General features: G+C 63.3%; 20 protein-coding genes. 13 read left to right on the forward strand and 7 right to left on the reverse strand.

Annotation, left to right across the window (positions count from 1 at the left end):
* Positions 1–2: 2 nt before the first annotated feature.
* The 4 genes from ACU5AX_RS19310 to ACU5AX_RS19325 all read left to right on the forward strand — a co-directional run bounded on the left by ACU5AX_RS19310 (position 3) and on the right by ACU5AX_RS19325 (position 3,341).
* Positions 3–1,058, forward strand: coding sequence for a glycosyltransferase family protein (locus ACU5AX_RS19310; protein WP_446692184.1), 1,056 nt, complete (start codon positions 3–5; stop codon positions 1,056–1,058).
* Between the two features lie 90 nt (positions 1,059–1,148).
* Positions 1,149–2,504, forward strand: coding sequence for an O-antigen ligase family protein (locus tag ACU5AX_RS19315; protein ID WP_446692185.1), 1,356 nt, complete (start codon positions 1,149–1,151; stop codon positions 2,502–2,504).
* Positions 2,505–2,755: 251 nt separating this feature from the next.
* Complete coding sequence (locus tag ACU5AX_RS19320; RefSeq protein ID WP_446692186.1) at positions 2,756–2,923, forward strand: class I SAM-dependent methyltransferase; 168 nt, start codon at positions 2,756–2,758, stop codon at positions 2,921–2,923.
* A gap of 265 nt (positions 2,924–3,188) precedes the next feature.
* Positions 3,189–3,341 carry a hypothetical protein gene (locus tag ACU5AX_RS19325; protein WP_446692187.1) on the forward strand — a complete coding sequence of 51 codons (153 nt, stop codon included), beginning with the start codon at positions 3,189–3,191 and terminating at the stop codon, positions 3,339–3,341.
* A 31-nt stretch (positions 3,342–3,372) separates the two neighbouring features.
* Here ACU5AX_RS19325 and ACU5AX_RS19330 read toward each other — a convergent pair whose 3' ends face one another.
* Positions 3,373–5,019, reverse strand: a complete 1,647-nt coding sequence (locus tag ACU5AX_RS19330; RefSeq protein WP_446692188.1) for a GT-B fold glycosyltransferase domain-containing protein — start codon at positions 5,017–5,019, stop codon at positions 3,373–3,375.
* Positions 5,020–5,144: 125 nt separating this feature from the next.
* On the opposite strand from ACU5AX_RS19330, the gene ACU5AX_RS19335 reads away from it, so the two are divergent.
* The 7 genes from ACU5AX_RS19335 (at position 5,145) to ACU5AX_RS19365 (ending at position 12,124) form a co-directional block, all read left to right on the forward strand.
* Positions 5,145–5,366, forward strand: a complete 222-nt coding sequence (locus tag ACU5AX_RS19335) for a hypothetical protein (protein WP_446692189.1) — start codon at positions 5,145–5,147, stop codon at positions 5,364–5,366.
* Positions 5,363–6,172 (forward strand): acyltransferase family protein, encoded by an 810-nt coding sequence (locus ACU5AX_RS19340; protein WP_446692190.1) that lies wholly within the window; start codon positions 5,363–5,365, stop codon positions 6,170–6,172. Before ACU5AX_RS19335 ends, ACU5AX_RS19340 begins: the two co-directional genes overlap by 4 nt.
* A gap of 224 nt (positions 6,173–6,396) precedes the next feature.
* Entirely contained in the window at positions 6,397–7,572 is a 1,176-nt protein-coding gene (locus ACU5AX_RS19345; protein ID WP_446692191.1) for a DUF1996 domain-containing protein, read from the forward strand.
* A 285-nt stretch (positions 7,573–7,857) separates the two neighbouring features.
* A complete protein-coding gene (locus ACU5AX_RS19350) occupies positions 7,858–9,333 on the forward strand; it encodes an oligosaccharide flippase family protein (protein WP_446692192.1) in 1,476 nt (491 codons plus the stop codon).
* 183 nt (positions 9,334–9,516) lie between these two features.
* Entirely contained in the window at positions 9,517–9,861 is a 345-nt protein-coding gene (locus ACU5AX_RS19355) for a hypothetical protein (RefSeq protein WP_446692193.1), read from the forward strand.
* Positions 9,828–10,883, forward strand: a complete 1,056-nt coding sequence (locus ACU5AX_RS19360; protein WP_446692194.1) for a glycosyltransferase family 2 protein — start codon at positions 9,828–9,830, stop codon at positions 10,881–10,883. The genes ACU5AX_RS19355 and ACU5AX_RS19360 overlap by 34 nt, the downstream gene beginning before the upstream one ends.
* Complete coding sequence (locus ACU5AX_RS19365) at positions 10,880–12,124, forward strand: glycosyltransferase family 4 protein (protein ID WP_446692195.1); 1,245 nt, start codon at positions 10,880–10,882, stop codon at positions 12,122–12,124. The genes ACU5AX_RS19360 and ACU5AX_RS19365 overlap by 4 nt, the downstream gene beginning before the upstream one ends.
* A 194-nt stretch (positions 12,125–12,318) precedes the next feature.
* Here the strand turns inward: ACU5AX_RS19365 and ACU5AX_RS19370 are convergent, their stop codons facing one another.
* The 4 genes from ACU5AX_RS19370 to ACU5AX_RS19385 are packed head-to-tail and all read right to left on the reverse strand — an operon-like array spanning position 12,319 to position 16,435.
* Complete coding sequence (locus ACU5AX_RS19370; RefSeq protein WP_446692196.1) at positions 12,319–13,116, reverse strand: CpsD/CapB family tyrosine-protein kinase; 798 nt, start codon at positions 13,114–13,116, stop codon at positions 12,319–12,321.
* 9 nt (positions 13,117–13,125) lie between these two features.
* Complete coding sequence (locus tag ACU5AX_RS19375; protein ID WP_446692197.1) at positions 13,126–14,562, reverse strand: GumC family protein; 1,437 nt, start codon at positions 14,560–14,562, stop codon at positions 13,126–13,128.
* Positions 14,562–15,767, reverse strand: coding sequence for a hypothetical protein (locus tag ACU5AX_RS19380; protein WP_446692198.1), 1,206 nt, complete (start codon positions 15,765–15,767; stop codon positions 14,562–14,564). The genes ACU5AX_RS19375 and ACU5AX_RS19380 overlap by 1 nt, the downstream gene beginning before the upstream one ends.
* A 26-nt stretch (positions 15,768–15,793) precedes the next feature.
* Positions 15,794–16,435: a polysaccharide biosynthesis/export family protein gene (locus ACU5AX_RS19385; protein WP_446692199.1), complete on the reverse strand. Its 642-nt coding sequence runs from the start codon at positions 16,433–16,435 to the stop codon at positions 15,794–15,796.
* Positions 16,436–16,566: 131 nt separating this feature from the next.
* Between ACU5AX_RS19385 and ACU5AX_RS19390 the strand changes: the two genes are divergently transcribed.
* The gene (locus ACU5AX_RS19390) at positions 16,567–18,129 is read left to right on the forward strand and encodes a tetratricopeptide repeat protein (protein ID WP_446692200.1); all 1,563 of its coding nucleotides are present in this window, start codon (positions 16,567–16,569) and stop codon (positions 18,127–18,129) included.
* Positions 18,126–18,893, forward strand: coding sequence for a WecB/TagA/CpsF family glycosyltransferase (locus tag ACU5AX_RS19395; RefSeq protein WP_446692201.1), 768 nt, complete (start codon positions 18,126–18,128; stop codon positions 18,891–18,893). The genes ACU5AX_RS19390 and ACU5AX_RS19395 overlap by 4 nt, the downstream gene beginning before the upstream one ends.
* Positions 18,894–18,912: 19 nt before the next feature.
* Here ACU5AX_RS19395 and ACU5AX_RS19400 read toward each other — a convergent pair whose 3' ends face one another.
* Both ACU5AX_RS19400 and ACU5AX_RS19405 read right to left on the reverse strand, forming a co-directional pair.
* Positions 18,913–20,106, reverse strand: a complete 1,194-nt coding sequence (locus ACU5AX_RS19400) for a glycosyltransferase family 2 protein (RefSeq protein WP_446692202.1) — start codon at positions 20,104–20,106, stop codon at positions 18,913–18,915.
* Positions 20,103–21,125 (reverse strand): glycosyltransferase family 4 protein, encoded by a 1,023-nt coding sequence (locus ACU5AX_RS19405; RefSeq protein WP_446692203.1) that lies wholly within the window; start codon positions 21,123–21,125, stop codon positions 20,103–20,105. The genes ACU5AX_RS19400 and ACU5AX_RS19405 overlap by 4 nt, the downstream gene beginning before the upstream one ends.
* Positions 21,126–21,158 lie beyond the last annotated feature (33 nt).

Below are 21,158 nucleotides of genomic sequence, written 5' to 3' on the forward strand. Positions count from 1 at the left end.
GCATGCGTGTGATTGTCCCTTGTGCCGGCTCGTCGTCGCGCTTTCCCGACATGCCGCCGAAATGGATGCTGCCAGACCATGATGGCGTCCCGATGGTCGTGCGGGCGGTGGCGGGTCTCAATCTGCCGCTCGACAGGTTCGTGTTCACCATCCTTCGCGAACATGTCGTCAAATATGACGCCCTTGCCGGGTTGCAGTCCGCATTCGGCGGTCCGGTCGATTGCGTCATCCTCGATCAGCCGACGCGCAGCCAGTCGGAAACGGTGGCGGAAACGATCAAGCGCCACGGCATCACCGGCCCCGTTCTGGTGAAGGACAGCGACAATCACTTTGCGATCGATCATCTTGACGAGAGCTACAATTACGTCAGCGTCGCCTCGCTGCACGACTTCGACCTGATCAACGCGCGCAACAAGAGCTATACGCTGGTCGATCAGGACGGCATCCTGGTCAACATCCGGGAAAAGCAGGTGATATCCGACCTGTTCAGCGTTGGCGGATACTTTTTCCAGGACGCCGGCGAATTCGTCGCCGCCTATGACGAGCTGCAAGGTCCGGCGCGCACCGGCAGCGGCGAGTTATACATCTCCGAGATCATCGCCTACATGATCCTCAACGGCGCCTCGTTTCGGGTGAAGAAGGTCGAGCGCTACGAGGATTGGGGAACGATCCACGAATGGCGGAAGGAACTCGAACGTCGCCGCGTTTTCCTAGTGAGCGTCGACGGCTTTCTGTTCGAGCGCGGCTCAAGCCACTTCGCCCCCCGGTTCGCCGACGTCGCCGCGAATGAGGGAGCGGTACAGGCGGTCCGAGCCATGCACGACATGCAGCAGACGGTGATCTACCTCTCGGTGCGGCCGCCTCAGCTGGAGGCCCTGACCCGCTCGCAGCTGCAGGCACAGGGCTTGCCGGACGGCCCGATCATTTTCGGCTGTGGCGTCGCGCAATGGTCGCTGATCACGACCGGCCATGCGACACTGCCGTTCATCACCGCCCAGGCGCATGAAGTGGACCCCTCCGACATCAACGTGCTGGAGAAATTGGACCTGATCCGATAATCCTTCTCGCGTGACGTGCCCAGTGGTTCGTCTTCACGGCACTTGCGGCGTGCAGCGGCCGCATCTCCATTCCCTGTCTAGGACCGCCTGATGCGTTATATCGGCCTGCTGCTGTTCTTCCTCAGTATTCCAGTGCTCGCGGCTGCGATAAAGGCCAATGCGAACACGCGACGGGTCGTATGGGTGCTCCTCGGTGCATCGCCCTTCATCTACGGCTGGGCGCATCTGTCCGTTTCGCTAGTCTCCTGGGTCTATTGGCCCGGTTATGTGAAGGGAATTCTGATCGCCCTGCCGGACCTGCTGGCCGTAGGGCTGCTGCTCAGCACGCCGAAGCGACCGATCCGCCATGGCGTGCTTGTCATGCTGGGATTGTACATCGCCGCGGTCCTCGCATCGATGTTGGTGTCCGATCTGCCGTTCGCATCCTTCATGTATGCGTGGCAGCTTATGCGCGTGTTTCTGGTCGCGGCCGCGGTTGCCAGAATCTCCGTCGATTCCGATGCCCCGCGCCATATTGTCTATGGTCTATGCTACGGCATCATCTTCCAAGCGGGGTTTTCCGTCTATCAACATTTCGGCCAGGGCATCGCCCAGGCTCCGGGCACCATGGGGCATCAGAACCTGCTCGGCATGATGACCCATTTTGCGCTGCTAATACCGCTGGCACTGATGCTGACTGGTGACAAGGCCGCGGTCTTGAAGGCGGGCGTCGGCTCGGCGCTGATCACGATCGCGCTCACCGCGTCCCGCGGCACACTCGGCTTTGCCGTCGCGGGCATCGTCCTGCTGGTCCTGTTCTCGCTGCTGCGGCGGCCGACCGCCAAGAAGATGCGCATCGTTGGGGCAGGGGCCGCGCTGATGCTGGTGGTTGCCCCGGTGGCCTACCTCACGCTGCAGAACCGGTTCGCCAAGTCGAGCCTGGATGGCACGTACAACGAACGAGACGCCTTCGAACGGGCGGCTAGGGCTATGTGGACCGACCATCCGTTCGGCGTTGGCGCCAACGAATATGTGGTCATCGCCAATACCAAGGGATATTCGGCCCGCGCCGGCGTGATCTGGACGTCGGGGTCACGCTCCGCCAACGTTCACAATGCCTATTTGCTGATCGCCGCCGAAACCGGATGGCTTGGCCTGATCTCATTCATCCTCTTCTACGTCACGGCGGTGCTGGTCGGCCTGCGAGCGGCATGGAGCAAGCCGGTCTCGCCCGATCGCGAACTGGCGCTTGGTCCGGTGGTCGTCCTGCTGACCGTCGCGATGCACAATTTTTTCGAGTGGATCTTCGTTCTCGAATATACGCAGTATCTGCTTGGTATCTCATTGGGCTTCATCATGGGCCTTGGCATGCGGAGTGCGGTGCGCCGACGGCCGCGCCGGGCAGAGCCGCTGTTCGAGCCAGCGTCCCCAATAGATCCGCAGCCCCTCCGTGAGGTTCTGCGGTAGTAACCAGGATGATGACGCGCAGGAGGCGAACATTTCCCCTCGCTGCCCATTCCACAGCGCTGAGAGAACAACCTTCTCCACGGCGCCCATCGAATTAAAGGGTTGCTTCTGGGCCGAGCAGGCACGAGGAGAATAGCCACGTTTCGCGCGCTTCTGATTTCGACCAGACAATTGATCAAATCGGGTCGCAGGTGCCGCTGGAGGAAGCGGCCTATCAGCGTCTCAAGCTGAAGAGGTACCAGCCGCGGGCCGTGATCGACATTGGCGCCTATCACGGCGATTGGACTAAGATGGTCCACCGCGTCTTAGGTTCGCTGCCGACCCTGATGATCGAGGCACAGCCGCAGCGCGACGCGATGCTGCAGCAGACCTGCCACGACCTTGAGGATGTGCAATATGTGTCGGCAGTCCTGACCTGACGGGCAGGGAAAGCGTCACCTTCTCCAAGATGGAAAAGAGATCGTCCTTGCTGCCCAAATGCAGCAATGCTGCGCGCAGAAGCGATACCTTGATCAGCGATACGCTAGACAACGTCGCTACGGGCATAGCCGGCCCGTTGTTCCTAAAGATCGATGTGCAGGGCGCGAAACTGCAGATCCTGGCTGGCGGCTAGGAAACCTTCTGCCGCGCCGATCTCGCGCAGCTCGAGGTCGCAGTCCTGTCCTAAACGAGGGCGCGCCAACCATGCTCGAGGTGCTGTCGTTCATGAACGAACGGGGCTTCCATCCCTATGAAATCTCGGGGCCGACCCAGCCGACCGGCGACGACCCTGCCCAGATTGATATGCTGTTCACCCGAATGGACTCGCCATTACGGCCATCCAAGTTCGTCTTCTGAACGAAACCGGCGCAGAAACAGGAGAGGCGAGCTAGTCGACGCGGTCGACCAGTCGCGCGAATGCGCGATAGCGTAACCCGCGATATGTCTTCAGCGCCTTGGCCAGCGCGCGGGCGCCCCACGACGCCTGGTCGCTCTCGATATGCTGCGCCTTGAGCCACTGGGAGAATGCCGGATTAGCGTCGGCGATACGCCGCTCGATATCGGATCGAAACGGTCCATTGAATGCCGTCGAATAATGCAGGATGCGGACGCCGTCGAGCGCGGGCGCCGTGCCATAGGCGAAGAAGGCGCTCGGCGAGAAGGCGTGATCCTGCATGGTGAGCATCTTCCATGTCAGGCCCTGGGCCAGGGGCGTCAGGATCACCTGGTCGATCGTGAAGAATTCACCCGTCTTCTGCGCCAGCCGTGAGCCGAGCAGACGGGCGAAGGCCCTATTATAGCGTTCGGCGAAACCCGACCCCCGGCGCCAGGTGAAGACTCCCGAATTGCAGTTCAGCCTGAACGTCTTGCCGTTGAAATCCACCCATGGCACGTCGTCGAAGCTGGTCCCCAGCAGGGAACACACCCGTCGCCAATATCCGGCATGGGCATCGTCATCGGGGTAGATCGCAGGCGGATTGTCGATCGGCGCGATCGCCAGATCCTCGCCGTCGGCCAAGACGATCCCGGCAGGGTTGCCCATGAAGACCATGTCGCTGTCGAGCCAGGTGATCTGATCGGTATCAGCCAGTGCCTCCGCGGTCACCACCGCGGCTGCCTTGTTGCCATAGTTCAGCCAGCTGGCCGGGTTGGTGCCGGCAGCTGCGCGGACGATACGCACCCCGAGCCTGTCCAGTTCAAGCCGGGTTGAAGCGCGTAGCGCCGCTCCGGAGCGGCCGATGACCGCGATCACCGGCATGTCTGCCAGCGCACCGCCAAAGGCGCGCAGGGATCGCACCATCAGGATGGTTTGCTCCTCGAGCCGGCCGAACTCGACGCAGCAGACGCCCGTCGTCACCGCCGATGCAGCCTTGGGCCCGGCCGGTGGCTGGAGTGGGTCGAACATGCTTGGACTCCGCAACGCACTGCCAGACGATCGCTGCCTGACGGGATTCCGGCAGGCGAGACGGCGCGCCGGCGTTAGAAGCCATGGCGATAATCCACGCTGCCGCAGATTGCGATATGTCCGCGCATCGATCAGCCGCCAAATGGGGACAATTGGCAAGCAGCGCATGACGCAATCACCGGCCTGCGGTGCCTCTGTCTCGATCAGGACAATAGCGCGCGCAGTCTCGCCTTGACCGGCTCGACCACTTCCGTTCGCGCAAACAGGCCAGCCACCGACTGGCCGTCGAGATGCGTCCTGCCGATCGCCATCGGCCGCAAGCTGCGGTTCTCGCCACCGACCTCGCCGATATCGGTACGGGACCGCCGGTATGCCGAATTCCCGTAATAAAGGATAAGCATTCCTGTAAGCGGAATGGTATCCCTCATCGAAGGTTATGACGACCGCGCGGTCGGCGACCTTACCAGACAGCAGCGCCTCTAGACTGGTGACGTTATAATGGCGTGACAGCCACGTCAGATGGTCGCGGAAGCGGGATGGCGGCGTCGTGCATGCCAGGCCGCGCGTGTAATCGGTCTCCCGTTCCTCAACGTCGTGATAAAAGAGCATCTTGGTGATAATGGATTCCAAAACCCGGATCTGTTAGTGTCGGAACTTCGCGAGAAGAAACACCGGGTGGGGGCACCATAGAACATCGACAGCCGCATCGTCACAACACCATCTTGAGCCTGACAGGAATACGTGGCGCAGTCGCTGTGCTGGTGCTTGCCCACCATCTCCCGATTGCCCAGTCATTCGGCATCACAGGCGCGATGCCGGTCATTACGAACGGCAATTACGGCGTCGAAATGTTCTTCCTGCTATCGGGGTTCATCCTCACCCTTGCGCATCATCCGACTTCAGTTGGCTGGAGCTTCATGCCATCGGCCGATTCTATCTTGCACGGGCGCTTCGCGTCTATCCTCTTCACCTCGTGATAATGGCGATGATCGCCATCACGATCATGATGCTGCCGGAATATGTGGCCTGGGTACGAACCATTCCCGGGTTCAGCGATGCCTATAGCCTGCAGGGCTTCATCCAGACCGCGACATTGACCAACAGGATTGGCCTGCCTTTTTCAGGCGAATGGAACGGTCCTTCGTGGAGTCTCAGCGCGGAAATGGTCGGTTATGCGGCATTTCCGGCGATCGTCGTCTTCGCAGGTAAGATCGACAACAAAATCAACTGCATGATTGGAGTCGTCACGCTACTACTGCTGTACACCATGGTGCGGTATCACAGCGATGTGGGCGTTCTCCGCATGATCCTGACCTTTCCCGCCGGCGTTCTGCTCGGACGAATGTTCCTGATCCGGGAATCCGGCAGCGTATCGGCCGATGTCATCGCATTCCTGGGGCTGGCCGGGTTCCTGGTCGCCCTTAGCGTTGCCGGCCTCGCGCCGCTGTCGGTCTTCGGCAGCGCCGCCCTCATCTACGGCTTGGCGCTGAGCATGGGCCGAGCCGCCGCCATCTTCAAGACGAAGGCGATGGTCTATCTCGGTCGGATCTCCTTCTCACTCTATCTCAGCCACCATTTCGTGTTCATGCTCGCGACGTGGTGGATTTGGGATGGAGGCGCACCGACCGCGCATCCGCTTCCCTCGCTACTGGCGATGTCGGGCGGAGCGATCATGATCGCCCATATCCTGTACCGACTGGTCGAAAAGCCGTCGCACAGCTTCGGCCGTACCGTGTCGGACCGCTTGTTCCTTAACCGGGCGCTCAACATCGCACAGGCATGAAGGAGCGATGAAGGCGGTGTCAGACCGGCTATCGCAAAGATAGCACGCCTGGTCGGCCGCTAATCCGCTCGACCGGCTAAGTGGCCGACATCTTTAACCAAAAGGAAAGCCTAGTCGCCCAAGGTGGACGCAAGATGTCTACCGGAGCGACTGGGGAAATGAGTGACCACGATAGCACGCGACCGCTGGTTCGTCCGCGGCGAAGGATGTATCGGGCGTTCAACATGCATGTCCTCGCAGCCCTAGTCCTGGCAAGCTGTGGCGGTGCCAATTCCACCGGTCCGGTTGCCGTCGTCACGACGAGCGGCACCGGCTCGGTACCGGCTTCGGCACCGACACCCAGCCCCACGCCGACCCCCGCTGCGAGCCCCACGCCGACGTCGACGGGTTTTGTGCAACCGTCGGCGGTGACGCCGATCGCCAGCAACTTCGACACGGCGCCCTTCCTCGTGCCTGGCGCCCATAATCCGGTGCCCTCGGCCAAGCCCGACAATGTCGGCGCCTTCCGCTTCATCTGCACCGCCGGCCAGCTGAACTACGACGACCCGATCCTGTATCCGGGCGTCAAGGGCGGGTCGATGCATCTCCACCAATGGTATGGCAACACCGAGGGCAATGCGAACTCGACCTATGCCAGCTTGCGGACGAGCGGCGAAAGCACCTGTTCGAACAAGCTGAACCGCTCGGCCTATTGGGTGCCGGCGCTGATGAACGCAGCCGGCAAGGTCATCGTCCCGGACTATATGATGATCTATTACAAGCGCTTGCCTGACGGTGATCCCGAATGCCTGCGCGAATCCGACAAGGGGTGCGTTGCCCTGCCGACCGGGCTGCGCATCGTCTCCGGCTATGACATGATGCGAATGGGCGAAGCCCAGCCCGAGAATGCCACCTATTCGCATCGCTGCATCACCGACGGCAAGCCCCAGATCGAACGGGCCACGCTGGCCGAGGCGATCGCCGATTGCGGCGGTGCCGGGCAGATCATGTCGGCGATCAATTTCGGCGCCTGCTGGAACGGGCAGCTCGACAGCGCGGATCATCGATCGCACGTCACCCAAGCCAAATACATCGGGCAGTCGTATCCGCAATGTCCATCCACGCATCCCTACATCATACCACAGCTGCGCCAGCAGCTCGCCTATACGATCCAGCAAAGCGACGGTGACGTGTGGTTCTCCTCCGACCACATGAATGGCATGAAGATGGCCGGTGGCTCGACCTTCCATGCCGATTACATCGAAGCCTGGGATCCGCCGACGCGCGCCAAGTGGGAACAGCTGTGCATCGGCCAGTTGCTCAACTGCTCAGACGGCGAGATCGGCGACGGGACGATGTTGAAGCGGGGCAACCTGACCTATCTCGCGGCCCAGCGCTTGGTGGACGCACCGGCCCGCTAGGATTGGGGGCGGCGCGCCGCCCCCCCTCAGCTCCGGCGCGAGACGGGCTTCCCCGTGTCTCACACCGGCACACCATCAGGATCGATCATCCCGCATGGTCCGCCGTCACATTGGCGGCGTCGAACCTATCATGCCTGCGAGCGGCACAAGGCCCCCAACGCGCCGTTGATCGTCCCCAACCGGTCCACCCGTCGATGAAGACTGGGATTGCCGGGCCCGCGAACGCCCAATAGGGGCACAGCGCGGATGGCTCCCGCCAGCGACGCCGCGGAGCATTGTAACGGTATGACGAGCAAGCAAAGCGACGCGATCTGCAGCGATGGCGCGGCAGAAATTATCGCTGGCCCACAGAGTGAACCGGTGCCGCCGCGCTGGTTCGGCCGGATGCTTGCCCGCATTCCCCGCGTCGCCGCGCTCCAGCAGGTCGGATGGGTGACCGGCTCCTACGTGTTTGGCCAGGCCATGCGCCTGGCGACCAGCGTTGTCCTGGCCAAGCTCCTGGCACCGCAGCTGTTCGGCATCATGCTGATCATCAACACGCTGCGCACCGGCTTCGAATTGCTGTCAGATATCGGCATCTCGCACAACATCATCAGCAACCCGCGCGGCGACGAGCCGGACTTTTTCAACACCGCCTTCACGCTGCAGGCCCTCCGCGGCCTGGTCCTCGGTCTCCTCGTCCTGATCATCGCCGGCCCGATCGTTCACATCTACAACCGGCCGGAACTCACCATTCTGGTTCCGCTGATGTCGATCCTGTTCGTGTTGTCGGGCCTGCAGGCGCCGTCGCGCTTCCTGATGATGAAGCATGGCAAGGTCAAAGCCTATGCGTTCACCGACATGGTGCTGTCGGTCGCCTCGCTGGCGGTCAACGTCGGCCTGGCTCTCTATACCCCAACCATCTGGGCCCTGTTCATCGGACTGATCGTCACGGCCTTGCTGCAGACGCTCCTCACCCATGCACTGATGGATCGTGGCGTGCTGAAGTTCCAGCTCGAGCAGAAGTCGGTCAAGCAGATCGTATCCTTCGGAAAATGGGTCTTTGTCTCGTCGCTGACCTATTTTCTGGCGATGAACTACGACCGGCTGTACTTCGCCAAGGCGGTGCCGTTCGCGGTCTTGGGCGTCTATGGCGTCTCCCGCACGTTTTCTGATGCGGCGGGACAGCTCGTCCATCGGATCGGCGAGATGCTGATCTTCCCCAAGATCTCGGCCATGCAACAGGATGGCCGCACCCTGCGCACCATGCTGACGGCGACGAGGCGCCGTCTGCTGCTACTCATCGCAAGCGGGCTGGCGGTGGCGATCGCGGTGTCCGACCGCATCATCATCGTCCTGTACGACCAGCGTTATCATGCCGCCGCCTTCATGCTGCCGATCCTTCTGGCCAGCATCTGGTTCTCGATCTTGGCGACCTTGGGGGATTCGGTGCTGATGGGAACCCGGCGACCGGCCCATGCGGCGCGCGCCAACATCCTGAAGTTCCTGTTCACCTGCGTGGGATTGCCCATCGCGCTACATATCGACGGCATGGTCGCGGCCCTGTTCGTGATCGCGACCGCCGACATGGTGCGCTACATATCTCAGGCCGGATCCAGCCGGGCACAGCATCTCTCCTTCCTGCGGCAGGATGCGGTACTGACGATCGCCTTGGCCACGATGGTCGTGGCCTGGCGCGGCCTGTTTGCCGTCATTGGTGTCGTCCCGGCGCTTTCCGTCTGGTGGAGCTACGGCGCCGCGCTGCATGGCAGCGGATCGTAGCCGCGACCGGTAGATGACGCGGGGCCTCTTCCTTTCTCTTTCCCTCTGATAGCTTGACGTAAAAGAGCATTTTCACTGACATTTCCCGTCCTATCTTATCCATTGTGATAAGATCTTGCGACCGAGATCGGTCACGCCGTCGGCGGCGTCGACAGCTAGAATGCATTCACTGCACCAGGATCGTTGAGCATCACGGCGGGGGCCTTGGCAAACTATGTCGTTGCCAGTCATGTCGGCCTCAACGTTCTTGCTAACAGCCACTACCGCTTCACCACCGCGGATGCCTATCGTTCTTTCGCGGCACTGACGGAGATGCCGGAGCTAGCGGCGTGGCTGCAGATAATCCTCGGCTTCGGCCTGATCGGCGGGGCGCTGCGTTACCGGCGTCGCCAGACCGCCGTGTGCTTCGCGGCGGCCGGATTTGAACCGGTCGGCAGCGCCTCACCATGCGCGCTGCCGATCCCCTTATATGATCAATGGCCTACAGAGGGCCGATGTGGCCTGTTGAACCGCTTATATGGCCGTTGACGGCGCAGCAGCGGTATGATCAGCAAACCGCCATGAATGCACCGGACGCAACCACTGCCATTGTCGTGATTGGCCGCAATGAAGGCAAACGACTGGTCGATTGCCTGCGCTCGCTGCAATCGTCAGAAAAACCGATAGTCTATGTTGATAGCGCATCAAGCGACGGCAGCCAGGCCGCTGCTTTAGCCGCTGGCGCCATCGTGATAGACCTTGATCTCTCCCAGCCATTCACAGCTGCAAGAGCCCGCCACGAAGGCGTGAAGGCGTTACTGTCTCGCCACGCAACGGTCAGCTACATTCAGTTCATCGACGGAGATTGTACGATCGCACCCGGATGGATCGAAAAGGCCGAAGCGTTTCTTGATCACAACCCGCAATACGCTGTGGTCTGTGGCCGGCGCTTGGAACGTCATCCAGAGGCATCGCTATATAACCGACTTGCTGATCTAGAGTGGGACACACCGATCGGAGATGTCGCCGCATGCGGCGGGGACTGTCTGATGCGGATGGACGCCTATTGCCAAGTCGGAGGCTTCGATCGCCATCTCATCGCTGGCGAAGAACCCGAACTATGCTCGCGGCTCTCCCTTGCCGGTTGGAAGATATATAGAATGGATGCGGACATGACGCATCATGATGCGGCCATGACCCGGTTAGTCCAATATTGGAGAAGAGCGATCCGCAGCGGATATGGTTATGCCCAGGCATGGCATACGACCAGAAAGCGGCCCCACCCTCTTTATCAGCGTGAACTCCTTCGCACATTGTTCTGGGGCATGATCCCGCTCATCGCCTTCGTTATTGGTGTGATGGCGAAGAACCCGCTGCTCTGCCTGTTTCCGCCGGTGCTATACCTTGCACAAATGACACGCATGGCCGTCCGAGACGGGATCACCAGCCGCTTCTCATGGCAACGGAGCGGACTTCTGATGATCAGCAAAGTGGCGGAAACCTGGGGCGTGCTTCGTTATCTTTGGCGACGGTCGACGCGTGTCGCGGGTGGAACGATCGTTTACAAATGACCCAACGCATCGGCTATCTGACCAGCCAATATCCCGCCCCGTCGCACACCTTCATCCGGCGCGAGATCGCGGCGGTGCGCGCGCTGGGTGTGGCGATCGCCACCTATAGCATCCAGCGTCCGCCCGTCGGGTTGGAGGCACCGCTCGACCGGGCCGCCGCAGCGGATACGTTCACGGTGCTGGCGCAGCCCAAGCTCGCTTATGCCAAGGCCCATCTGGCGGCGCTGGTGTCGCGGCCGGGGCGCTATGTCAGGACGCTGGCGCTCGCCTGGCGGCATCGCGTGCCGGGTGCACGCGCGGCCTTGTGGGCGCTGTTCCATTTCGCCGAGGCGATCCTGCTCGCCCGACGTCTCGAGGCGGACGGCGTCCGCCACCTCCACAATCACTTCGCCAATTCGGCGGCCACCGTCGGCCTGCTCGCCAGCCGCTTCGCCGGCATCGACTGGAGCCTGACGCTGCATGGCATTTCCGAATTCGATTATCCTGCCGGCCTGCTGCTTGCCGACAAGATCGCCGCGGCGGATTTCGTCGCCTGCGTCTCGCGCTTCGGCATGGCTCAGGCGATGCGGACTATCCCGACCAACCAATGGCATAAGCTGTCGCTGGTGCGCTGCGGCGTCGACCTCACCGATCTGCCGTCCTCGGCCGCACCGACATTGCCCGCCCCCAGCGACCTCCCGAAGCCGCTGCAGCTAATCGCGGTCGGCCGCCTATCGCCGGAGAAGGGGCAGGCGGGACTGCTCGAGGCCGTCGCTCTGCTGCGCGACCGCGGCATCAGAGTCGTGTTGACGCTGGTCGGTGACGGACCGGACGCAGCTGCGCTGCAGACGCAGGTTACGCAGCTTGGCATCGGGGATCAGGTCCAATTCGTCGGGCGACAGGACGAACGCACGGCGCTGGCCTCGATCGCGGCCGCCGACGTGCTGGTGCTGCCGAGCTTCATGGAAGGCTTGCCGGTCGTGCTGATGGAGGCAATGGCACTCGGCGTGCCGGTGATCGCCACCCGCGTCGCCGGTATTCCAGAGCTGGTCCGCGACGAGACCAGCGGCTTGCTGTTCGACCCGGCGGATTGGATCGGACTGGCCGATGGGATCGCCCGGCTGGCGGCGGACCCGGCGCTGCGCGCGCGCCTCGCCGTCGCTGCACGGCAGCGGATCGAGCAGGAATTCGCGATTGACCGGGCCATCGCCGCCTTACCAGCCCTGTTTGCAGCCACGGCCGAAAGGGCCCCAGCACGATAGATCGACGGCATTTCACATCACTTGCGTTGAAACTTTCGTCCGCACGATGGTGTGAAGCAAAGAAAGGTGGATACTATTCGGCCGACCGTCAGCCGCTGCTATAACGTTTTCAAAGACATAGCGGCCCATTCATGCAGGCCGCCATGCCCATCGTATACCATCTGCGTTACCCGACGGCACCAGCATCGACGCGCTTATTGCGCGTAATATTTGCCGTAGGAATTACCGTAGCCATAGCCGTAAGGATCCGACCAGCCGCCGTCATAGCGGTTGAGTACTGTGCCGATGCATGGGGTCGGCTGCAGCATCTCGCGCGTGCCCGTCACCTGCTTGCGCGTCGTGCTGCCCTGTTCGACCACCATCAGATACGCGTCCAGCTTTTCGCAGATCACCGACGTATCGTCGTTGGCGAAGGCCGGCGGCAGATCGCAGAGCACGATCGCATTGTCGGGCAGCGCGTGCATCGCCGCGGCCAGCGCCTTGAAAGCATTGCCGCTGAACAATTCGGCGGACCGCTCCATGCTGGCGAAGCAGGGGAAGAAGGCAAAGCCATTCTCGCCGACACGATGACCGATGTCGCGCAGATCGGTGACCTTGCCTTCCAGGAACAGGCCGAGGCCGCGGCCGGACTGCAGCCCCAGTTCGCGAGCGAGCGAACCGCGCCGCAAATCGAAGTCGAACAGATAGACCTCGCGGTCCGACATCCGCGACAGCGCGGCGGCCAGATTGGTCGAGATGAACGACTTGCCCGCATTGGGCGCGGCCGAGGTGATACCCAGCACCTTCATGCCGTCACGAGCCATCCGTTTGGCGACCTGCGAGCGCAGCAGATTGAAGGCACGCGAGCGGATGTCGCGGGAGTCGAAGCCTACGATTTTGCGGCTCGCCAGATAATCGGGGTCGAGCGTCAGCACCGGCAGTTCGGCCGCCGACGGGATGGTGACGGCGGCCAGGTCGTGGCCCGCGGTATCCAGCGAAGAAAATGGGGTCACGTTTCGATCCTAAACCTGTGCCTTGCGGCGACCGAACCAGCCCCGCTTTGCAGAAAGCCCGCGCGCGGAAACGGTCGGAATGACGCCGAGCGGCGCTTCACCGAACAATTGCGTCAGCGTCGCCGGATCGCGGATCGGCCGCATGATCAGCTCCACGAGGAACATCAGCACTACGCCAAGCGCAAAGCCTGCCGCGGGACCGCCCGCCAGCAGCATCCAGCGCTTGGGGAAGCTCGGCTCGTCCGGCACCACCGGCGGATTGACGATCGACAGCCGTTCGCCGAGTTGCTCATTCTCCGCCTTCACCCCGGCGCGCGCCTGGAAGAGGCGATCGGCCACGCCCTTATATTGCGCGTTCAGGCCATCGAGCCTCTCCTGCAGCTGCGCGATCTGCTGCTGCACGACCGGCGCCCGCGACTGGGCCCCGATGGTCGCATTGACGCGCGCGGATTCACCGGCCTGCGCCGACCGCAGCGCGGCGATCTGACGGTTGTTGAACGCGACCTGCTCGTCGATCGCGCTGACCGGCGCCTTGTCGACGTTCTTGCGAGCGAGCGCTTTCGCTTCGGCCAGACGCTGCCGCGCAAGGCGGACATCCGGATGGTCGTCCGAATAGACCGATTGGGCCGCAGCCAGCTGCGCTTCGGCCTGAGCAACGATCGGATCGCGCGCGTCAGCGGTACGGGTTAGATTGCGCTGGGTCAGCAGCTGCGAATTCTCGCGTTGCAGGGCGGCGATCTGCACGTCGTAGCTGCCGCTACCGCCGCCCAGCATCGTCACGCCCGCGCTCGACAGGATCGAGCCATTGGCGGCCTTAATCCCCGCTATCTGGCGTTCCTGCTCAGCAATCTGCTGCTGTAGGCTCCGCGCCTGATCGGACAGGAACTGTACCGAGGCACTGGCCTGCTGCGTGGTCTGAGTCGCGTCGAGGCGTAGGACCTGCTCGCTGAGATCCTGCGCGACAGCTTGCGCTTTGGTCGGATCTTCGTACGAATAGGACAGGGCGAAGGCAATGGTGTTGCTGTTGCTGCCCTGCTGCATCTCGGCCGACAGCGGCGCGATCGTCACCGCCTTGCGCATCGTGTCGACGATGTCCGACAGCGCGGCATTCGCGCGCTGCTTGGGATAGAGCTGGTAACGGTTGACGAGCTCGATCAGCTCGGGCCGGCTCAGCACCTGTTCGCGGATGCGCGCGATACGGCGATCGATCACGTCATCGGGATTGCCCGCCGCTACCGCCTGCGGCAGCGTTGATGACTGGACTAGCAACGTCGCCGTCGAGGTGTAGCGGACCGGCACCACGAAGGCCGCCACCACGCCGATGATGGCGAACAGGATGACCGGTACGATCAAATACCAGCGCCGCTGCCAGATAATCGCCGGCAGATGGGCGAGCAGCGATCCGCCGCCACCCTGTTCGGCTTCATAGTCGTCGATCTGCTTCATTACCGTCCATTGAACCTGTAAGTTACGCCCACGTTCGCCGTGAGATTAGCATCGCGACGCACACTGTCGCCAAAGGCTTTGGCATACCCACCCGACACGAAGCCCGACAGCGTGCGCCGGAAACGATGCGAAAAGTTCGCCGCGGCGCTGGCATAATCGAGCGCGCTGTCACGCGGGACATTGACGAAGTTGCGCTGGAGCGGCGCACTCGCATGCGAGTAGCTGGCGGTGAACGACAGGTCGTCGGCCTCGTTCATTCGATAACCCAGCGATGTCCCCACGAGGGTCGTCGTCCGCACGCCCTGAAAGGCCGAGGGCACGGTCTGGCGCGCCGCGTTGAAACAGGCGGTCCAGCGGGTGTCGCGCCGGCACAGGTCGGCCGATCCGTTGAACGTGGTCGTCGTACGATTCTGTCCCAGGCCTTCATCCAGATTGATGATAGCCGCGCCGAGCGAGCCCTTCAGCGTCCACCGTTCACTGATATCCCGCGAGACGGTCAGGGATGGCTGGTAGACGGTGGCATCGCCAATCGTCGTCCGCAGATAATTGGTGAAGCCGACGGCAAAGCTGGCACCGACGGTGAATTTCTCGCTGAGCAGCCGGGAATAGGACACGGAAGGCGTCGCATAGTTGAAGTCTTGCAGCCCCCCGCCGGAACGGTTGGCAGAAACGGCTACGCCCGCCTCGATCTGGTCGCGCGGCGACAGGATCGAAACGATATTGCCCGACCCCTGATAGACACGTTGGCGTCGACCGATCCCGGCTAGAACGGGATCGTTGACCACGCCGGGAAGATCGGCACCGATCGGAACCAGCGGCCCCACCGGCACGCGCACGTCGGTGAAGCTTCCGACGATCGTGTTGATGTAACCGAGTCCCGCGTTGAGCGTCGTGGTTTCGCTCAGCTTGTGTGAGCCGAACCCCTGGACGCTGACGCTTTCGTTAGTGCCATAGCCTCGGTTGTAGAAGGTCGCGCGCGCGTCGCCCTCCACACGCAGGGTGGTGAGCGGACGCTCGCTGGTGAAGGTCGGATGGAGGCTCAGCGTCGGACCGATGACGGTCGGCGTGGAGCCCGGTTCAAGGAACGGGTTGGTCGCGACACCTATGCCAGCCGATGCGTCGGCGGTCAGCCGATCCTGCGCCGCGGCGGGAGACGCCACCGCGACGAGATCAAGCAGGATGATCGCTCCCGTCGCACCGAGCAAGCGGCGGTTATGGCGTGCCATCGTCATCACGGAACGATGATCGTGTCGCCGCTCTGGATGCGCGGGATCAGCTGATCCCCGTTCGCATCCGCCGGCACGCCATTGCGCATCACGCCAGACAAGCGGGCACGATTGCTCGTGCCGTTCTTGTGGACGATCGAGATGTTGTCGAGACTGGCGAATTCGGCGGGACCGCCGGCGAGGCTGATCGCCTCGAGCAGGTTGACGTAGCGGCCCGGCGTGAACGACCCCGGCGCCTTGACCTTGCCGACGACGGAGAATTGCAGCCCGGCAGGGTTCTTCACCGACACCGTCACCTGCGGCACCGCGTCGCGATACTGGCTGGCGAGACGCTTCGAAATGGCGTCCTGGACCTGTTCGGGCAGCAGGCCCTGCACCGAGAGCTGACCGACCAACGGCATCGCCATCGTACCGTCCGGCAACACCCGAATGTCCCGCTGCAGCCGCTCCTCACCCCAGACATAGACTTCGAGCTCGTCGCCGGGGTTGATGCGATAAGGGGTGACGCCCGGTGCGCGAACGATGGGAGGCTGCGCGGTCGGGGTAACGGCAGGACCCGACGGCGCGGTTTGCGCCGATACGGGCATGACGGCCGTGCAGGCCAGCAAAGTCGCCGCGAGCGAACGCCGCCACGAGAAACCCATCATTCTTGCGACCCCTTTTTGCCTGCAAGTCTTCGTCTTACGATCTTTCCCGGTAACTGGCGAGGCCGAAAGTAGGTTACCAGGACTTGGGAGCGGTTGCGAAACCATCCTGTCCGGTTACGAGACAAGGAATCATGAACCGCCACCGCGCCACGATTGCCCGACTTTGCCTCGCTTTGCTGGCAGCAACGCCCGTCGCCTGTACCAGCAGCGTCGAAAAGGCGGCGGAGCTCGCCAATCAGGCGCAGCAGCTGCTCGACAGCGGGCAGCCGGCGCAGGCCTATGCGCTGATCAGCCAGTCGATCCGCGCCCGCGACGACCAGCCCGATGCCTATCTGCTGCAAGGTCGTATCGCGATGACGCTCAACCGGCGCGACGACGCCTATCGCGCGTTCAGCAACGCGATGGCGCTTGACGCCGCCAATCTCGAAGCGTTGAACGGCGTCGCTCAGACCGGCCTGTCGACCGGTCACCTGACCGAGGCGGACGGAGCGGCTGACAAGATCCTGGCGCTCGCCCCTAATCAGACCGGTGCTTTGCTGGTCAAAGGCATCATCTGCATGGTGCGCAACAATCTGGACGGTGCGTTGACGTTCAGTGACCGGATCCTGAAGCTTAATCCCCGGGAAGTCGGCGCGACGATCCTCAAGGCGCGAGTATTGGCCTTGCGCGGCGACCGTGACGCGGCATTGTCGCTGGTCCGCGAACGGATCGGCCAGGTTGGCGAGACGCAGGAACTGACCATGGCGCTCGCCGAACTGCAGCGCTTCGGCGGCACGCCGGCCGATTTCCTCGCCTCGTTGCAGCGCATCCGTCAGCTATCACCCGACAACCGCGACTATCGCTTCGACCTAGTCGACACGCTCTATCGCATGGGGCGGGTTGCCGACGCCCGGGTCGAAGCGGCCGCGCTGGCCGCGGAGCCGACCCTCACGGCGACCGAGGCGGCACGCCTGCCGCGGCTGTTCTATGGCTATGACCAGGAGGGGCTGACCGCCAACCAGATTGCCGACGTGTCGACCAAGGCATCGATCGACACGCGGCTTGCCCTGGCGCGCTATTTCATCGCGACAGGTCATGCGGAGGCGGCGATCGCCCTGCTCAAGCCAGTAGCGACGGGCTGGTCGAGCGATATCCAGGCATTGTATGCGCGCGCCGTCGGCGCGGCCGGTGATACCGCGGCGGCACGCACCGCGGCGGATGCGACCCTGAAGCGCGATCCGAACAATGGCGACGCCTTGCTGATCCGCGCCGGAGACGCTCTGACACGCGGTGACCCGACCACCGCGATCATCGACTATCAGCGCGTCATCCACGATTATCCGCAATGGGAAGAAGGCTATCTGGGCCTCGCCCGGGCCTATGCCGCCAGCAACAAAGCGGGTGACGTGCGGCGCGTCTTCGAAGATGGCCGCAAGGCCTTGCCGCAGAGCCTGCCGCTAGCGCGCGCCTATACCGCGGTGCTGTTGCGCATGGGGGATACCGATCGCGCGCTCGACGTCGCACGGCGCTTCGCATTCGATTCCCCGGCATTGGGTGCGGCATGGACCCTGTACGGCCAGATCTGCGCCAAGAGTAACGACACTAATTGCCGCGCCGAGGTCGCCAACGGCACGCAGCAGGCCCGTACCCGCTACGGCCTTGATCCAGTGCCGGGCACGCCGCCTCCGGTCGCACTGATCGGCCGGCTGTCGTGACCGACGGACGTGCCACGGACGCGGCCGTGCCGTTCCTCGGCCTGCCGATCGCGCGCCTGACGCTCGATCAAACGGTGGACGCGGTGCTCGCGGGCGCCGACACGGCGCATTTCTCCTATGTCGTCACCCCCAACGTCGACCATGTCGTCCGGCTCGACCGGTTGCAGCGTGCCAGCGATCCGCTCGGCGCCGCATTCGCGGCCGCCTATGCCGATGCTGGCCTGGTGCTGTGCGACAGCCGCATCCTCCAGCGGCTGGCCAAGCTGTCCGGAATCGACCTGCCGCTGGTGCCGGGCAGCGACCTTACCCGCATATTGCTCGCCGATCCGCGAATGCGCGGACGGACGGTGGCGATCGTCGGCGGGTCGGAGACGCTGGTCGCGGCGCTGCGCGACGCCGCGCCGGGCATCGCCTTCGCCCAGCTGCGACCGCCGATGGGGGTGCTGCGTGATCCGGCGGCCATGGCGGCGATCGAGGCGTTCGTCGCCGAGCAGCGCGCCGATGTGGTGCTGTTCGCGATGGGCGCGCCGCAGAGCGAGATCGCGGCGCACCGCTGCCGCCAGACCGGCCGGTCACGCGGCATCGGCCTGTGCATCGGCGCCTCGCTCGAGTTCGTCATCGGCGAGAAGCGCCGCGCGCCGCTGTGGATGCAGCGGCTCGGCATGGAATGGGCATTCCGCCTCGGCAGCGAACCGCGCCGTCTGTGGCGCCGCTATCTGGTCGAGGGACCGCGCATCTTCGCGATCTGGGCCCGGCAGCGCTGACACTCTGAAAGAAGCGGCGTTATTGCCGCGGAGCGTCGTCGTTACCGCGGTCCGTTCGCACCCAATCGGCCTGTTCGCGTCGGAGCAATGTCCGGTAGATAGGCAGTTTAGCCGCGACATAGAGAGGGACCCGCAGTAGAGCGGTGCCGCTGATCTGCTCGCGGCCTGCGCACGACCATGCCGCGATCGTCGCGCCAGCGGCGGCTGCCAATCCCACCAGCAAAAGCGCAGGCGCCAACAGCGAGCCACCCAGCAATCCCAGAATCGAAACCAGGACGAGCGCCGCCCCGGCGACGACGAACAGCAGCGCAAGGGGGGGAACCAGCAGATGTAGACCAAGCCAGAGACTGCCGCGTCGGCCCCTGGCAATACCATCGACGATGAGTGGTAAGGCCCGTTTCCGCGCGATCGACATAAAACCACGTTCCCAGCGGTTGCGCTGGGTCATCAATGCGGCTTCAGATGCCGCGTCGCTCCACACCCGAGCATCCTCGAGAAACAGGGGAGGACGTCGATGGCGGGTCAGCCATGCGCCAAGCGCCATGTCTTCCGCCAGATCAGCACTGGCGAGCGGAGCGTCGGCAAGGACACTCCACGGCAGTGCCATGCCGGTCCCGGTCATGGCCGCCACCCCGCCGATGCGCGTCATGCCCCGCTGGCGAACCAGATTTTTGACCAGAAAGGCAAAACTGGAGATTTGCGATTTGGGCGAGGCGGCACGATCGGGGCGCTGCAGATAGCAGGCCTGGATAGCCCGACCGGTCGCCATAGCCGCGCCGGCAAGCACGGCGATGCCGTCCCTCTCGATCGTGCAGTCGGCGTCGAGCACGATCACGCAATCGGGCGGGGACATAGCGAGATGATCGCGGCCGAACGCCAGCGCATAACCCTTGCCTCGCCGAGCAGAATCATGCCGTTCGATGACGGTCGCCCCAGCCTGTCGCGCCCGAGCCGCGGTGTCGTCGGTGCAATTGTCGGCAACGACGAGCACCGAGACGTTCGGATCGATCCTCGCGTGCAATGCCGCCAGCATTCCCTCGATCCCCATCGCTTCGTCATGCGCCGGGATCAGAATGGCGACTTGGAATGTCGAAGGGGTGGGCACGGACCGTCGCAGCGGCCGCAGACCAGCGGCGACCTCCAGCGTGAACACAAGCAGCATCGCCATGGGTAATGCGGCAATCAGCAGCGCGATGACCGTGATGACATTCATCGGGACAAACTACGGAAGAAATCACGATATTTCGTGCCGATTGCATCCCAGCCAAAACGCCGTGACCGCTCCAGTCGCACCGCCTTGCGATCAGTCGTGGCGGTCAGCGCGACGCTGATCGCCTGGCTCACAGCCGACAGCGACTGTGTATCGACGAGCAGTTCGTCGTCGCCCACGATCCAGCGTAGGCGCGGCGTGTCATGGCCGATGATGGGAAGGCCGCAGGCAAGGGCTTCGACGAAGACATTGCCGAAGGATTCGAGCAGCGACATGTGCAGGAAGGCATCTGCCGAACGATACAGCGCCGGCATGTCTGCGGGCGTGACGGTCAGACGACTGAAGCGACCAGGCAGCAATTCCGCGGCGAGCGCATCCACCGCATCGCGCAAGGCACCATCGCCGGCGACGACCAGATGCGCGTGCGGCACCGCCGCCACGGCGCGGATGCCGTCCAACACGCGCTTGCTCTCGATGAAGGCGCTGACCATCAGCACGATCGGCTTGTCCTGCGGCAAGCCAAGGCGCGCCCGCTCCGATACTCCCGGCGAGAAACGCGCCAGATCGATCCCGTTCGGTATCAAGGCACAATTCCAGCGCTCCTGGTTGCGCTCGTAAAAATCCGGATTGGTGCACACCAGGCCTTCGCAGCCGAACCAACGATATTCCGATCCACGCGTTATCGCCGGCCAGTCGCTATTCTGCGTGACGAAGACATGCGCTGGCCGCTGCCCGCCGAGCCGCGGCCGTCGCAATATCCAATTGGTGAAGGGATAGGAGCAGGTGACCGTCACATCGTAATCGCCAGGCCGGTATCGCAATGCCAGCCCGGGAGCGAAGCTTGCCTCTTCATAGGCAGTGTCGGCACGCAGCAGCGGCATCGTCGGCAGCCGTTCGAACCGCTCGCGGTTGATGGCCGGCACGTGCTCAAAGGTATAGGGCGTGCCGGGGCGGGCCTGGCCCGCCCCCATCACCGTCACCGAGTCGCCGGCGCGCGCGCAATGGTCGGCGACGGCGAGCAAGGCCACTTCCGCGCCGCGATCGAACCGATGAAA

This window comes from Sphingomonas benefaciens, assembly GCF_052907485.1.

Bases quoted from the DNA above. Each gene is read 5' to 3' on its own strand.
- ACU5AX_RS19310 (WP_446692184.1), top strand. From the start codon at position 3: ATGCGTGTGATTGTCCCTTGTGCCGGCTCGTCGTCGCGCTTTCCCGAC.
- ACU5AX_RS19315 (WP_446692185.1), top strand. From the start codon at position 1,149: ATGCGTTATATCGGCCTGCTGCTGTTCTTCCTCAGTATTCCAGTGCTC.
- ACU5AX_RS19325 (WP_446692187.1), top strand. From the start codon at position 3,189: ATGCTCGAGGTGCTGTCGTTCATGAACGAACGGGGCTTCCATCCCTAT.
- ACU5AX_RS19345 (WP_446692191.1), top strand. From the start codon at position 6,397: ATGCATGTCCTCGCAGCCCTAGTCCTGGCAAGCTGTGGCGGTGCCAAT.
- ACU5AX_RS19350 (WP_446692192.1), top strand. From the start codon at position 7,858: ATGACGAGCAAGCAAAGCGACGCGATCTGCAGCGATGGCGCGGCAGAA.
- ACU5AX_RS19360 (WP_446692194.1), top strand. From the start codon at position 9,828: ATGTGGCCTGTTGAACCGCTTATATGGCCGTTGACGGCGCAGCAGCGG.
- ACU5AX_RS19365 (WP_446692195.1), top strand. From the start codon at position 10,880: ATGACCCAACGCATCGGCTATCTGACCAGCCAATATCCCGCCCCGTCG.
- ACU5AX_RS19375 (WP_446692197.1), bottom strand. From the start codon at position 14,562: ATGAAGCAGATCGACGACTATGAAGCCGAACAGGGTGGCGGCGGATCG.
- ACU5AX_RS19385 (WP_446692199.1), bottom strand. From the start codon at position 16,435: ATGATGGGTTTCTCGTGGCGGCGTTCGCTCGCGGCGACTTTGCTGGCC.
- ACU5AX_RS19390 (WP_446692200.1), top strand. From the start codon at position 16,567: ATGAACCGCCACCGCGCCACGATTGCCCGACTTTGCCTCGCTTTGCTG.
- ACU5AX_RS19400 (WP_446692202.1), bottom strand. From the start codon at position 20,106: ATGAATGTCATCACGGTCATCGCGCTGCTGATTGCCGCATTACCCATG.